At 69.3% G+C, this 14,083-nt stretch carries 12 protein-coding genes; 8 read left to right on the plus strand and 4 right to left on the minus strand.

Features of this window, described 5'->3' with window-relative positions; genetic code table 11:
* Nucleotides 1-50 precede the first annotated feature (50 nt).
* Nucleotides 51-2,480, plus strand: a complete 2,430-nt coding sequence (locus G4D83_RS34535; protein WP_240356973.1) for an ATP-binding protein — start codon at nucleotides 51-53, stop codon at nucleotides 2,478-2,480.
* A 1-nt stretch (nucleotide 2,481) separates the two neighbouring features.
* Here G4D83_RS34535 and G4D83_RS34540 read toward each other — a convergent pair whose 3' ends face one another.
* The 3 genes from G4D83_RS34540 to G4D83_RS46495 all read right to left on the minus strand — a co-directional run bounded on the left by G4D83_RS34540 (nucleotide 2,482) and on the right by G4D83_RS46495 (nucleotide 4,994).
* Nucleotides 2,482-4,155, minus strand: coding sequence for a condensation domain-containing protein (locus G4D83_RS34540; RefSeq protein ID WP_163869145.1), 1,674 nt, complete (start codon nucleotides 4,153-4,155; stop codon nucleotides 2,482-2,484).
* Between the two features lie 207 nt (nucleotides 4,156-4,362).
* Nucleotides 4,363-4,770, minus strand: coding sequence for a TetR/AcrR family transcriptional regulator C-terminal domain-containing protein (locus G4D83_RS34545; protein WP_240356952.1), 408 nt, complete (start codon nucleotides 4,768-4,770; stop codon nucleotides 4,363-4,365).
* On the minus strand, nucleotides 4,767-4,994 hold the full coding sequence (locus G4D83_RS46495) for a TetR family transcriptional regulator (RefSeq protein WP_240356954.1): 228 nt from the start codon (nucleotides 4,992-4,994) through the stop codon (nucleotides 4,767-4,769). The genes G4D83_RS34545 and G4D83_RS46495 overlap by 4 nt, the downstream gene beginning before the upstream one ends.
* Nucleotides 4,995-5,011: 17 nt before the next feature.
* Between G4D83_RS46495 and G4D83_RS46500 the strand changes: the two genes are divergently transcribed.
* From G4D83_RS46500 to G4D83_RS34580, 7 genes are all read left to right on the plus strand, one after another.
* Complete coding sequence (locus G4D83_RS46500) at nucleotides 5,012-5,803, plus strand: FAD-dependent monooxygenase (RefSeq protein ID WP_275902411.1); 792 nt, start codon at nucleotides 5,012-5,014, stop codon at nucleotides 5,801-5,803.
* A 75-nt stretch (nucleotides 5,804-5,878) separates the two neighbouring features.
* Nucleotides 5,879-7,435, plus strand: coding sequence for a glucosyltransferase domain-containing protein (locus G4D83_RS34555; protein WP_205522792.1), 1,557 nt, complete (start codon nucleotides 5,879-5,881; stop codon nucleotides 7,433-7,435).
* A 74-nt stretch (nucleotides 7,436-7,509) separates the two neighbouring features.
* A complete protein-coding gene (locus tag G4D83_RS34560) occupies nucleotides 7,510-8,160 on the plus strand; it encodes a carbonic anhydrase (protein ID WP_163869148.1) in 651 nt (216 codons plus the stop codon).
* Nucleotides 8,161-8,340: 180 nt separating this feature from the next.
* A complete protein-coding gene (locus tag G4D83_RS34565) occupies nucleotides 8,341-10,353 on the plus strand; it encodes a glycoside hydrolase family 71 protein (RefSeq protein ID WP_163869149.1) in 2,013 nt (670 codons plus the stop codon).
* Nucleotides 10,354-10,476: 123 nt separating this feature from the next.
* Complete coding sequence (locus G4D83_RS34570) at nucleotides 10,477-11,019, plus strand: hypothetical protein (protein ID WP_163869150.1); 543 nt, start codon at nucleotides 10,477-10,479, stop codon at nucleotides 11,017-11,019.
* A gap of 326 nt (nucleotides 11,020-11,345) precedes the next feature.
* Nucleotides 11,346-11,957: a DUF6310 domain-containing protein gene (locus tag G4D83_RS34575; RefSeq protein WP_338041958.1), complete on the plus strand. Its 612-nt coding sequence runs from the start codon at nucleotides 11,346-11,348 to the stop codon at nucleotides 11,955-11,957.
* Complete coding sequence (locus G4D83_RS34580) at nucleotides 11,954-12,709, plus strand: DUF5953 family protein (RefSeq protein WP_163869151.1); 756 nt, start codon at nucleotides 11,954-11,956, stop codon at nucleotides 12,707-12,709. Before G4D83_RS34575 ends, G4D83_RS34580 begins: the two co-directional genes overlap by 4 nt.
* Before the next feature lie 47 nt (nucleotides 12,710-12,756).
* On the opposite strand, the gene G4D83_RS34585 is transcribed toward G4D83_RS34580, so the two are convergent.
* The gene (locus G4D83_RS34585) at nucleotides 12,757-14,064 is read right to left on the minus strand and encodes an acetamidase/formamidase family protein (protein WP_205522793.1); all 1,308 of its coding nucleotides are present in this window, start codon (nucleotides 14,062-14,064) and stop codon (nucleotides 12,757-12,759) included.
* Between the last annotated feature and the right edge of the window lie 19 nt (nucleotides 14,065-14,083).

Here is a 14,083-nt window from a genome sequence, read left to right on the forward strand (position 1 = left end):
CGTCCACTCCGGGGGGGACTTTCGTACCGTCCCCCGTGGATTCTTCGGTGATGGAGCTGATGGTGGCCGCGGTGCAGGCCCTGTCGGTTCGGGATGGTGGACAGCTCGCGCGGGTGCTGGAAGTCGTGCGTCAGGCGTGTCGCGCGGACGTGGCCGTCAGCCTGCGCCGCATCGACGCAGTCACGGTGTTCGAGCTGGCGGGCACTCCCGCCGCGCGCCCCCGGCTGGCCCACCTGGGAGAGGACCTCTTCCGGGGCGTGCTGGGCGAGACGCAGTGGTGCTTCTTCGACCCGAGTCCCCAGGACCTCGGCCTCCCGGAGCCGCTGCGCGGGGCGATGGCCGTGCTGCCATGGCAGTCCGTCGATGACCGCAAGGGCGCCCTCCTCCTCCTGCGCCGCGGCACAGGCCCTTTCACGCCCGCCGAGCAAGCCGCGCTGCGAGCGCTGTCCGGCCTGCTGCTCACCGCCGCGCGCGAGTGTGACTTGGAAGGCGCGACGGAGAACCTGCGCGCGCGCGTGGACTCCATCACCGACGCGGTGCCCTGCGGGCTCGTCTTCCTGGAGCAGAACCGCGTGGAGACGTGGGTGAACAAGCCGGGCGCCCTCCTCTTGGGGCTGCCGGATGGCCAGGTGCCCGCCCACCTCATGTCCCGCGCCATGGCCACCCTGCGCGAGCGCGCGAAGAACCGCGCTCAAATCGAAGAGCGGATGGCGCGCATGTTCGACGGCAGCCAGCCCGAGCTGCGCAACATGCTCTGGCGCTTCGAGTCTCCGCACCAGACGCTGTCCGTCTCCTGCGTGCCCGCGCGCCGGGGCTCCGCGCGCGGCCGGCTGTGGGCCTTCCTGGACGTCACCGAGGCCCAGGACGCGCTCTCCGCCATGGGCGAGAAGAACGTGGCCCTGGACGCCGCGCGCGCGGAGGCCGACGCCGCCAATGCCGCCAAGTCCAGCTTCCTGGCCAACATGAGCCACGAGATTCGCACGCCCATGAATGGCGTGCTCGGCATGGCCCAGCTCCTGCGCGAGACGTCCCTCACCGAGGAGCAGCAGGAGTGCGTGGACGTCATCCACACCAGCGGCGACTCGCTCCTGCGCCTCATCAATGACCTGCTCGACTTCTCCAAGATTGAAGCCGGCGCCTTCGAGCTGGACAGCCAGTCCTTCTCCCTGCGCCAGAGCCTCAAGGAGTGCCTGGGACTGCTGGGCCCGCAGGCCGCGAAGCGGGGGCTCACCCTGCGCCACTCGGTGGACGAGGACGTGCGCGACGCGCTGTTCGGCGACAAGACGCGGCTGCGTCAGGTGCTCGTCAACCTGGTGGGCAACGCGCTCAAGTTCACCCACGAGGGCGGTGTCACCGTCCACGTCTCACGCGGCGACGCGCGCCCGGACGCCGAGGCCCCAAGCTGGCCCTTGCGCTTCACCATCCAGGACACGGGCATCGGCATCCCCGCCGAGCGGATGGACCGCCTCTTCCGCTCCTTCAGCCAGGTGGACGCCTCGACGAGCCGTCACTACGGCGGCACGGGGCTGGGGCTCGCCATCAGCCTGCGGCTGTCGGAGATGATGGGCGGCACCATCCGCGTCCAGAGCACCGTGGGAGTCGGCTCCACCTTCACGCTCGAGGTCATCCTCCGGGAAGGCCAGGTGGTGCCCATCCGGCCCGCGGCCGAGCTGGACGTCACCCTGAGCCAGCGCCTGCCGCTGCGAATCCTCCTGGTGGAGGACAACCCCATCAACCAGAAGGTCGGCCTGCGCCTGTTCAAGAAGCTGGGCTACGACGCGGACGTCGCGGGCAACGGCGAGGAGTCCCTGAGCGCGCTGGAGCGCGAGCCCTATGACGTCGTCTTCATGGACGTCCACATGCCCCAGATGGACGGCCTGGAGGCCACGCGGCGCATTCGCGCGGACATCCGGCGCTATGGAAACCCTCGCATCATCGCGATGACGGCCAGTGTCATCCAGGGAGACCAGGAGCTGTGTCTCCAGGCGGGGATGAACGACTTCGTGACCAAGCCCGTGGAAGTGGGGCTGCTCGTGGCCGCGCTGGAGAACGCGGCGGAGGCGCCTCGCTTCGGACCGCCTCCCGCGCCACCGACCGTCATCTTCGACACGACGGCCTTCCAGCGGCTGGAGCTGCTCACCGGCTCCGACAGGAGCGAGCTGACCACCCTGGTGCGCGACTTCCTGCGCAACGCCGACAAACACCTGGCCTCGTTCCGCGTGGCCCTGGAGGAGCAGGACGCGGCGGCGCTGACGCGACACGCGCACAGCCTGCGCTCGAGCGCGGCCCTGTTCGGCGCGGCCCGCCTCTCCCGCACCTGTGAGGAATTGGAGATGCGCTCGCAGCGCGAGCCCCCCGAGCGATGGGGCGCGCTCGTGGACTCGGCCCTCCGGGACTTCGACGAGGCCCGGATGGCCCTGGAAGAGGCGGTGCCGGAGGTCCAGTCCGCGGGGACTCCGCCTTCGGACGCCAGCGCCTGAGTCACCCCGTCATCGTGGCGAGGGCTGGAGGCGTCAACTCATCCAGCCTGGCATCGGGCGCCTCCACCACGCGCCCCAGCAGTCGCCGGAAGTCCTCCGCGAGCCGTTCGACCTCGGCCGGCAGGAACACGTCGGAGGCGTACTCGAAGGCGCCTCGCAGGCTCCCCTGGTCCTCGCATAGGAGCAGCGTCAGCTCATGGCGGGCCGTGCCCGGCACCGACGCATCCGGCGTGTCCGACAGCAGCGTGCAGCACAGGCCGGGGATGGCCACCTCGAAGGCGGCCGCGTTCTCGAACACGCAAGCGACCTGCACCGTCGGGGGCGCGCCCCGCGCGTCGCGGACCTGGCGCACCACCTCGTCGAACGGCAGCTCCTGATGACTCAGGTCCTCCGTGGTGCGCACGTGGTGCCTGGCGAGCAGCTCCCGGAACGAGGGGTTGCCCGTCAAGTCACACCGGAGCGCCACGGTGTTGGCCAGACAGCCCACCACGTCGCGCAGCTCTCGCCGCCCCCGGTTGGCCACCACGGTGCCCAACAGCAGGTCCTCCTGGCCCGCATGCCGACGCAGCAGCACGGAGAAGGCGGCCGAGAGCGCGGTGAACAGCGTGGCGCCCTCCCCGCTCGCCAGCGCCTTCCACGCCGACGTCAGCGCCACGGGCACGTCGAAGCAGACCAGTCCTCCCAACCGGGTGTCCTCGGCCCCGGCCCTTCGCGACGTCAGCGTCAGGGCCGGCACGCCCTCCAGCCGCGCGCTCCAGTACTCGCGCTGCCGCGCCGCCGCTTCACTGTCCAGCCAGGCCCGCTGCCACCGCGCCACGTCGACCCACTGACGCGAGGGCGACGCCAGCGGCGACGGCACCCCCGCCTGGAAGACGCGATACAGCGACGCCAGCTCCCGACTGAACACTCCGAGCGACGGCCCATCCGTGATGAGCCGATGCTGCGTCACCAGCAGGACATGCGTCTGGTCCGCCAGCACCACCAGGGTCGTGCGAAGCAGCGGACCTGACTGGAGGTCGAACGGCGTGCGGCCCTGCGCATCGAAGAGTGTCCGGAAGGACGCGGAGCGCAGCGCCTGCTCCTCGTCACCGGCCTGCTCCGCGCGCAGGTCCACGACGGGCAGCTCCAGCCGCGGCGGAGACGCCACCACTTGCGTCAGCCGCCCGTCCTGCTCGCGGAACGTCGTCCGGAACGACTCGTGGCGTCGCACTATTTCTTGGAGGCTGAGTCTCAGCGATTCGACATCCAGGGGACCGTCGAATCGCAGACCGAAATGGACGTGGAAGCGAGCACTGCCCCGCTGGAGGGTGTCGAGGCGCCAGACCCGCTGCTGGCCCAGGGACGCGGGCGGCGTCTCCCCGGAGGAGGACACCAGCGCCTCGCCGGATTCGCTCGGAGGCGACAGGGCGAACAGCGCGTCGGGGGAGGCCAGCGCGCGCGCCAGGGCCTCGATGGTGCGCTGCTCCCAGAGGAAGGACAGGGTGAGCGGCAAACCCAGCCATTGCTCCAGGTCATGCGCCAGGGAGATGGCGCCCACGGAGTCCAACCCCTGCTCGACGAGGGGACGCCGGGTGTCGATGGAGGCCGCGGGCATCTGCCAGTGCAGCGCGAGCCACTCCACCACCCAGCCCTCGATGGTCACATTGTGAGCAGGCAGCCGGGACTCGAATTTCACGCAAGCACTTCCACTCTGATGGAGGTGCGTGCGTGGCGGGGCGACGTCAAGGACTGCTTCCAATAGTCTGACATTCAGGCGTGCACGAGCAGACGCGGCCCGTCACCCGACGTCACCTGCCAATCCCTTCCGTTTCGATACACGCGCGCCCGGGTGCTCCGCGGTCCAGGGTCGCTGTCCAATGCCTCGCGGAAGCCCGGCTTGGGCTCACCGTGCTTTCGGCGCGCGACGGCTCTTCAGTCCCGAGAGGAACACCTCCAGTCCGAAGGTGAAGCGCGCATCGAAGTCAGGGTCGACCAGCGCGTCCACCGCCCGGGCCACGTGGGGAAAGCGCGACAGGGCGAGCGTCCGCATCCGCTCGGCCGCCGGAGGCCCCTCGCCCTGTTGGGCACCAAAGGCCTGTTCCTCGATGGTGAACCCGAGCACGTAGTCGAGCAACGCGAAGGTGGCCCAGCCCGCCTCCTTCGGCGGCAGGCCCAGCAGCCCCAGCGCCTCCATGAGCAGCTCGCTGACCCGGAGCGTGTTCTCCGACACCACGAACGTCCCGGCGAACACCCGGGCTCCATCCCGGTGGCGCAGGAGCGCGCGCCGCAGCTCCTCCGCCACGCCCTTCACCACCGGCTCCCAGCCGTCCCCCGGGGACGCGTACGCGCCACGTCCTCCAGGAGCGCGTCCGCCATCGTCTCCAGCAACGCCTGCTTGCTCGGGAAGTGCCAGTAGAGCGACGGCGCCTGGACGGCGAGCGCCTGCGCCAACAAACGCATCGTCAGCCCCTCCACGCCCAGCTCATCCACCCACGTCCACGCCGCCCGCACCACCTGCTCTCGCTGGATACGCATGCGCCCGGGGACCTCGCCTGAAGGAGCCGCTCACCCTGGACGAGCTGCGCGCGAGCCTCGCCCACGTGGCGGGCTCCGACTTCGGGATGCGCGAGCCCCGGTGGCTGTCACGCTTCGGCAACGAGACGCGGCTGGCGGACACCTACCGGCAGGGGCGCGTGCTGCTCGCCGGTGACGCCGCGCACATGCACTACCCGGCCGGCGGCCAGGGCCTCAACGTGGGGCTCCAGGACGCGCTGAACCTGGGCTGGAAGCTCGCCGCCGTGCCGCGCGAGGGCGCGCCGGACACGCGGCTGGACAGCTACCACCACGAGCGTCACCGCGTGGGCCAGGCCCTGCTGCGCAACACGGAGGCCCAGTCCGCGCTCATGGGCTTCACCCCGGAAACGCTCGCGCTGCGGGAGCTGATGAACGGCCTGCTGCGCAACCCCACCGTGAATCGCCCGCTCGCCGAGCACCTCGGCGGACTCGACGTCGCCTACCCGGACGCGCCCGTGCCTTCGCCCCTCCAGGCCCTGCCCCCTCTGCCGGGTTGGACAGGCCGGAGACTTCCCAACTGGGACCTGCGGCTCTCCGACGGAAGCCCGCGCCCGCTCTACTCCGCCCTGCACCGAGGCCATTGGCCGTGGCTGCACGCGAAGGCAGGCCCCCAGGCACCCACCCGGTGGGAGCCCGCGCCGGGCTGGACACCCCGGCTGGAAGTGCTGGAGCTCGACATTTCCGACGACGCCACACCGCTCCATGGCCTCGGGGGGCTGCTGATTCGTCCGGATGGACACGCCGCATGGGCCTGGGCAGCCGGGCGGTGAAGTCGTTGTGGAACGTTTCACTTTTCCGTGAGACTTCACGCATACCGAGACGCGTCATACGACTCTGCTAGGGTCGTGAGCCTTCAGAGGTTCCCCCTGCGGACACGCATCACGACAGGTGCCTTCCGGGCACTGGGTACGGCCGCCCTGCTCTTCCTGCTGCCCTGGGTCGTCTATGGCAGCGCCATCTCGTCGCACTATGGCCTGCGCGACGACTACGCGATTCAGCGGGAGGCCCGCGAGGAGCCCGGGAAGATTCTGCGGGTGTGCGGCGCCATGGGCCGTCCGTTGTATGGCTGGCTCCTGGAGCGCTCCACGCGTGAGACGGACGGCGTGGAGGGACTGAGCGGCCTGCGGGCGCTGGGCGTGCTGGGGCTGGCCCTGCTGTCGCTCGCGCTCTACCTGCTGTTGCGGTCCGAGGGGTGGCGACGGGCTCCCGCCGCGCTGCTCGCCGCGTTCCTCACGGTGATTCCCTCCGCGCAGGTGGTGGCGAGCTGGAGCATCTGCTGGCCTCAGGGAGTGGCGCTGCTCGCGAGCGCCGCGGCCTTCGCCCTGGCGCGACGGGGGCTGCGCCCTTCCGCGAGCGGGACGCTGCGCTGGGCCTGGTGCGTGGGCGCGGTGGTGGCCCTGGCCGCGTCGACGCTCATCTATCAAGCGAGCGGTCCGTTCTACGCGGTGCTGCTCGCGGCGGCGCTGGTGACGCGGCGGTTCGACGACGCGCGGACGCCGGCGCGCTGGCTCGCCAGCCACCTGTTCGTCGTGGGTGGAGGCCTGGGGCTCGCCTATGTCATCACCCGGCTGACCTTCTGGCTGGGGCTCTTCACGCCGTCGCCGCGCATGGTGCTGGAGCGGCACTTCGTGGACAAGGCGGGCTGGTTCGTCACCCAGGTGCTGCCCAACGCGCTGGCGCTGAACGCGCTCAACGACACGGACGCCGCGCCCTCCGGGGGCTACTGGCCCATGGTGGGGGTGACGCTGACGGTGCTCGCGCTGGCGCTCGTCGTCGAGGGACGGCGCGCGGGACGCGTGGGCGTGGGGACGTGGGTGATGGCCCTGGTGGGCCTGTCGGGCGTCGCGTACTGCGCCAGCCTGCTCGCCAGCGAGCGGTGGCCCACGTACCGCACGCTGTATGCCCTCACCGGCGTGTGGAGCGTGTTCTTCTTCGCCGCCGTGTTGAAGCTGGGAGAGCTGTGGCCCACGCGGGGGCCTCGCGTGGCGGTGGCGGTGCTGGGCGGCTTCGTCGCGGTGAGCGCCCTGCTCGCGCACCAGCAATCCGTGGAGCTGTTCGCGCGGCCCCAGGGCCGGGAGCTGGAGCTGATGCGGCAGGGAGCCGCCGCCATCGTCCCCTCGCGCAAGCCGCGCGTCTTCGTCCTCACCGCGCGGCAGCGGGACTCGTCCGCGTCCCAGCGCTACCTGGACGAGTTCGGCTCCGTGTCCGTCGACACCGAGTGGGTGGCCAAGGAGCTGCTCGCCACCGCCGTCCGGGAGCGCTTCCCGCTCGAGCGCGACCCGCGGGCCCTCTACCGCTTCGCCGCGGGCCCCCTCCTTCCCGAGGCGGGCGCCTACGACATCCTCGTCGACATGCGCCAGGTGCGGCTGGCGTCCGCCAGGCCCATCCAGCTCGCTCGCTGAAGCGGGGCCGCCGGCACCTGAACCGACATTCTCCCGTTGACGCGGGGGCACCGGGCCGGGCATGCCCCCGGTCCGTGCCCTCCTACGAACAGATTTTCGAGAACAACCGTCGCTGGTCCGCGGCCAAGACGAAGGACGACCCGAAGTACTTCGAGCGGCTGTCCGCCGAGCACAACCCCGAGTACCTCTACATCGGCTGCTCCGACAGCCGGGTGCCCGCCAACGAAATCATGGGCGTGGAGCCCGGGGACGTCTTCGTCCACCGCAACGTCGCGAACCTGGTCAACAACGTCGACCTGAACGTGATGTCGGTCATCAACTACGCGGTCCGCCACCTGTCGGTGAAGCGCATCGTCGTCTGCGGCCACTACGGCTGTCAGGGCGTGAAGGCCGCCATGCAGCCCCGGGATTTGGGCATCCTCAACCCGTGGCTGCGCAACGTGCGGGACGTCTACCGGCTCCACAAGGCGGAGCTGGACGCGCTCACCGACCCCGAGGCCCGCTACGCCCGGCTGGTGGAGCTGAACGTCACCGAGCAGTGCTTCAGCATCGTCAAGACGGCCGCCGTGCAGCGCACCTATCTGGAGAAGGGCTTCCCCACCGTGCACGGCTGGGTGTTCGACATGCGCACCGGCCTGCTGAGGGACTTGGAGCTGGACTTCCCCAAGCTGCTGCGCGACGTGCAGGAGGTCTACAACCTCATGGACAAGGACTCGACTCCCTAGCGGGCGACCTCAGTCGTGTCGCAGCGCGATGTGGGATTGCGAAGGCCCCGGGACATTCTCGGGACGCACCAGCGGCTCGCTTGTTATCAATGACTTGGAAGTCTTCCTGTTTTTACACACCCCCTGGAAGACAACACCAACATGCTCTCCACACCCCCTCGTCGAGCAGTCTGGCTTGCCTTGTTCATTCCCCTCCTTGGAGCCTGCGGCCCCGCCTCGCGGCCCGAGGAGACCCCACCCGCTTCCACGACAACGGAGGAGCAGCACCTGGCGAGCACACTCGTCGCGCCAGGCAGCGCGTGGCGCTACCGCGACACAGGCGTGGACCCGGGCGTGGGGTGGACGGCCGTGGGCTACGAGGACACGGCGTGGAAGCAGGGCCCCGCGCAGCTCGGCTACGGCGATGGCGACGAGGCCACGGTGGTCTCCTACGGCCCCAGCACGTCCTCGCGCTACGTGACGACGTGGCTGCGCAAGACGTTCACCGTCGCGGACCCGACACGGGTGAGCAACATGGTGCTGCGACTGCTGCGCGATGACGGCGCCATCGTCTACCTGAACGGGCAGGAGGTCCTTCGCAGCAACCTGCCCGCGGGAGCGGTGACGGCGTCGACGCTGGCGAGCACCGTCATCGCCGACAGCGCCGAGCTGACCTGGCACAGCGTCTCCGTGCCCGCCACCGCGCTCACCTCGGGCACCAACGTGCTCGCGGTGGAGGTGCACCAGTCCACGCTCAACTCGTCGGACCTGAGCTTTGACTTGGAGCTGACGGCGGACGTCGCCGCCGCGCCCGCCACGCCGTGCTGGCCGCTGAATCTGCCGGCCCTGGGCACGCTGCGCGCGGCACCGAAGAAGGTCTTCGCGCACTACTTCTCGCCCTACCCGCTCTCGCTCGACAACCGGGAGCCGTCGGTCGACTACTACGCGCGGCACTACCTGGTGCCCACCGGGGAAAACTCCAAGTTCGCGTACTGCGGCGGCCTCCTCAAGCAGCGGCCACTGCCCCAGGCGCCTCGCGCGGCCGGCGTGGACTACGAGCTGGCCAACTTCGAGCTGGAGGTGCGCCGCGCCTCGGCGCTGGGCCTGGACGGCTTCACCTACGACATCCTCAACCACACCGGCACGCACTGGAACCGGCTGCTGAAGCTGCTGCAGGCCGCGAGCAACGTCGACAGCGGGTTCCGCATCGTCCTCATGCCGGACATGACCTCCACCTACTCGGGCACCGACGCGGAGGCGCTGACGGCGTTCGTGAACACCATCGCCTCGGTGGCCTCGCACCCGGCGGTGTATCACCTGGAGGACGGGCGGCTGCTGCTCGCGCCGTACTACGCGGACAAGCGCACGCCGCAGTGGTGGGCCTCCGCCATCCAGGCCCTCCAGACGCGTGGAATCTCCTCGGCGCTGTGGCCCGTGTACGTCAACCCGTGGGTGGCGCAGACGAACGCGCTCAAGGCGGTGGTCCCGCTGCATGGCACGTCCACCTGGGGCAGCCGGACGCTCTCCGGGGCCTCGGGACAGTTGGCCAACCCCGGCACGGCGCACGGCATGGGACTCCACTGGATGGCGCCGGTGGCCTTGCAGGACTCGCGGCCCAAGGACCTCGTCTACACGGAGGCGAACAACTCGCAGGCGCTGCGGGCCCTCTGGGGCGCGGCCATCCAGGGTGGCGCGGACTGGGTGCAGCTCATCACCTGGAATGACTATTCGGAGGCGACGGAGTTCTCCCCGTCCTCCGGCACGCAGTGGGCCGCCTTCGACCTGACGGCGTATTACACCGCCTGGTTCAAGACAGGCGTGCAGCCGCCCATCGTCCGGGATGCGCTGTATTACTTCCACCGGCTGCACTCGACGAGCGCGGCGCCGGACCTGACGAAGCAGAGCGCCGTGTACCGGCTGGTGAATGGCGCGGCCGCGGTGAACGAAATCGAGCTGCTCGCGTTCCTGACGGCGCCCGCGACGCTGGAAATCGAGCTGGCGGGCAGCGTGCAGCGCACGAACGTGGCGGCCGGAATCCAGTCGTTCCGTGTCCCGCTCCAGCAGGGCACGCCGAGCTTCCGGTTGGTGCGCGGCGGCGCCACCGTGGCATCCGCGACGAGTGCCTTCCCCATCAACAACACCATCGTCTACCAGGACATGCTGTACCGCGCGGGAGGAAGCCTCTCGTGTGACCGCTCGCCCTTCTTTCCCTGACGTGGCTCGGGGGTGAGCAGTGCCGCCCAGGGTCGGCCGTTGAACATCGACGGCCGGCCCTGCCTGATGCCCCAGAAGTGCGTGTCCAGCTTTGAGCCACCCGACGTTCATGGGAGTGGCCAGATGCAAGACAAGGGTTTCGTTTCGGGCAGGTGGTCCTGGAGCTGGGTGGTTGCAGCGCTGTGCGGGGGCCTGCTCGTGGGCTGCGTCGGTGGTGGGGAGGCACCGGTGCCGGGAGACGGCGCACCACCCCCATCCACCTCGAAGGCCCTGACCGCGCTGCCGCCGCGCGTCGGGCTGACGTTGCAGGACATCCAGGACGCGGGTTCGAATATTCCCTACTGCCGACTGCTCAGGACCTATGTGACGCCGCAGGTCCTCCAGGCGTATTACTCGGACCAGGGCTTCGACGGCTGCGTCGTCGCGTGGCTCAAGCGGACCACCGTGCACTTCCCCAACGTCATGCTGCGCGCGGCCCGCTGGGATGGACAGCGGTGGTTGCCCATGGGCGACGAGTTGAACGAGGTCAACTCGCCCGAATCGGTGGCGCTCAATCCTCGGCTGAGCTGGAGCGCGGAGGACCGCCCCGTGCTGACGTGGGATGAGCAGGTGAACGGCGGCACCCTGCACGTCCAGCGGACGTGGGATGGGAGTGTTTGGAGGTAAGCTCGCGAGTTCGAAAGGACACAGCCCTGCGACTCCATACCTGCGCGGCACTTCTGCTCTTCCTCTCGGCGTGCGCGACGTCTGCACCGAGTCCAACGGAGCACATGTCCCGGAACCCACGGCTCGCCAACCTCCAGCGAGCGGCCAGTCTGCCCTGGCGAGACGGGGGACGGTGCGCCGTCCGGGAGGCTTCCCAGCCATGGCCCGTGTTGGCGGAGCGGTGCTTTCAAGCCATCAACCATGACCGGGTCCGGTTCAATGACCCGACCGGAAGGTGCTCTGTCGCCTCGGCGGGCGCGGCTGCCCTGGGAGTCGGCCTCTGCATCTTGGCTGCCCCCGAATTCGCAGTGGGCGCGGTGATCATCATTGGCGCGGTGGTGGTGGGAATCGTCATCAAGGAAGCGCTGGCTGCATACGAACTGAGCCGAGGCAGTCCGGAAGAAGTAGAGCCCGTGGCTCAAACGGAAGCCACTCCGAGTGGCCTCTCCGCAAATCGGAATCCCAAACTGGAACCATCAGGGCAGGACTGGTTCCCCCCGGCGCCGACCGAGCCCCTAGAGCGCGAGCGTCACCCCAGGTGCAAGGCCACTCCGGTCAAGCATCGAGGTGGAGACGACGCGCATGACCAGTGCGCCGACAGGTTTCCACCCAACCGCTACCCTGGGATGGACGTGCTCGTTGACACCAAATACTTCGACGCCCTGCAAGTCGGCGCGCGCGCGTTGTGGGAGATCAAGACCGACCGATTCGACACCTACAGTGGCTTCCTCAAGAAGCAGGTGGTCGATGATCAAGTGGAGGAACTGCGGGAGGAGCACGCCATCGCGGTATCCTGTGGGTATGATTTCGTCGTAGGAGTAAGCACCGAAGAGCACAAGGATGCGCTGCAGTTCCAGGCGCCCGAACTCACCTTCGTCGTCACGGGGTGTAAGCGATGACTCGGCGCAACACCCTCGGCATCATCGTCTACGCACCCGCGCTGGTGGACAGCGATGCTCGCTCGCTCACCGTCGTCCAGGGGATGGAACGGGCGTTTCCCGGTTTACGTCTGGAGTGGAAGCTCTCTAAGGAAGGGCAGCCTCTCCCATTGCCTCAGCGCGACACCTGGCTCACGGAAGAGACGAGGAAGGGGAGATTCCCGCTGGTATGCAATGGCGACGAAAGCTTCCCCGTGACGATCTCTGGGTTGCAGATCCTCGCGAGCCAGGCGGCTGGAGGCCAACACATGATGGACGTCCATGCCGAATTGCCACTCGACGAGACCGTGATGGGGGTCTCGGTGGATGTGCTTGAGGGTGTCGCGGAGGGTGCGCAGGCGTTCTGGGGACATGCGACGCCCTTCCGTGCGGGAGTAGAGATCTCACGGCAGACAATCGACCCCGTGCACAAGCCGGGGGTTCCTCCTCGGGGCCTGCCAGCGCTCAAGCTTCCCGTGAAGATTCGCTCACCGGAGATTCCGCAGCGCCTGGGGTGGATCAACTACTGGTCGCCCGCCGCCGCGCACGCCATCGGGTTTCCAGACCCCACTCGCGACGCCGAGCTGCTCTCACGAGCGCGGCGCACAGCGACGGGGGGCTGGCTCGTGCAACTCACGGAGGCGCCGCTCGACCTCGACAATCCCGCCCACCTCGATGCGCTCCTCCGTGCCTATGAGCGCTTCCCCGCGATAGGCGGGCGGGCGGTGCCTTGATCCACCCACTGCGTCACGCCTCGCAGGCCTGCAATGGTGGAGCCGCGCTACTTCCCAGTGGGGCGGAGCTTCGCCAGTCGCGACTTGTCCAGCTTCGCGACGACTCCCACACTCCGCCCCGCGAGGTTGGCGACGACGTACCGCACGCTCGTCCCCATGACCTGCGCGCTCTCCGAGAGCGACAGCCCATAGTCCTGCTCCAACCACTGTGTCAGGCCACTGGTCGCCTGGCGCAGCGCATCGTCCAGTGAGCCCGCCTGCCCGAGCACCATGAGGTGCGTGGGCGACTCCACCCGGGGCATCGACGGCGCCTTGCCGCGCACGACGTCCACCGTCAGCTCCACCTCCATCGAGGTCTCCAGCGCGTACTGCGACGTCTCTCCGTCGCCCTGCGCGGCGTGGGCATCTCCCACGTAGAGCAGGGCCCCGGGCTGCGAGACAGGCAGATAGACGGTGTTGCCCTCCACCACCTCGTTGAAGTCCATGTTCCCGCCGAAGCGCCCCGTGTCCCCGGTGGAGATGGCGGGCATCCCGAAGCCCGGCGCCACCGCCAGCCCTCCCAACATGGGCCGCAGCGGCACGGTGAAGTCTTTAAGCCGCTCCGTCGGTGTCTCCGGATGCGCGACGCCCTTCTCCCAGTCCAGCGTCCAGCGCACGGGCTTGCCCAGCCCCGTCGCCTTCGCCGCCAAGACAGGCGTCATCGCCCTGCCGACGATGCTGTCGAGACTGTCCGCGGAGCGCCGGTTCAATCGCAGACGCTTCAGGTGGATGACCAGCATGTCCCCGGGCCGCGCATCCCCGATGAAGAACGGCCCCGTCTGCGGATTGCCGAACAGCGCCCGCGTGACACCCTGCTCATCCACGCCCCCCGAGTCGAGCGTCGTCGTCTTCAACGTGTCGCCCGCCCAGAGCGTCAGCACGGGCTCGCGCGTCGCGGAGAACTCGTTGGACCAGGTGGTGGGCTTGAACTCGTGGCGGCGCGGAGGGCCCACGAGCCGCTCTGCGATCCGCCGGGCGGTGAAGGCGTGCTTCACCCGCGCCTGAGCATTGTTGGTGTCGGGCATGTCCGCGGTGCCCCGCATCGTGTCCCCGCTCACCTTGCCCGTGAAGAGGGAGAGCACCTTGTTGGAGTCCGTGACGGTGAAGCGGACGTCCTGCCCCGTCCGCTCGCCCTCCAGCGCGTCGCCGTCGAACTCGCCCCCCAGCCGCTTGCCCGTCCGCTCCAGCGTCATGCCCTGGTAGAGCGGATTGCCCCAGAGGTCCGTCGAGACGACCCACTGCTCCTTCACGGGAGCTTGAGCGAACACCACCCAGGGGACACAGCAGAGGAGCATCGTCACGGCGAATCGGGTCATGGCGGCCGCCACCATGTCA

The sequence above is a fragment of the Myxococcus eversor genome, from assembly GCF_010894455.1.
GTDB classification, from domain to species: Bacteria; Myxococcota; Myxococcia; order Myxococcales; family Myxococcaceae; genus Myxococcus; species Myxococcus eversor.

Coding starts and splice junctions, on each gene's coding strand:
- G4D83_RS34535 (WP_240356973.1), top strand. CDS start 51: ATGGAGCTGATGGTGGCCGCGGTGCAGGCCCTGTCGGTTCGGGATGGT.
- G4D83_RS46495 (WP_240356954.1), bottom strand. CDS start 4,994: ATGCGTATCCAGCGAGAGCAGGTGGTGCGGGCGGCGTGGACGTGGGTG.
- G4D83_RS34570 (WP_163869150.1), top strand. CDS start 10,477: ATGCAAGACAAGGGTTTCGTTTCGGGCAGGTGGTCCTGGAGCTGGGTG.
- G4D83_RS34580 (WP_163869151.1), top strand. CDS start 11,954: ATGACTCGGCGCAACACCCTCGGCATCATCGTCTACGCACCCGCGCTG.
- G4D83_RS34585 (WP_205522793.1), bottom strand. CDS start 14,064: ATGACCCGATTCGCCGTGACGATGCTCCTCTGCTGTGTCCCCTGGGTG.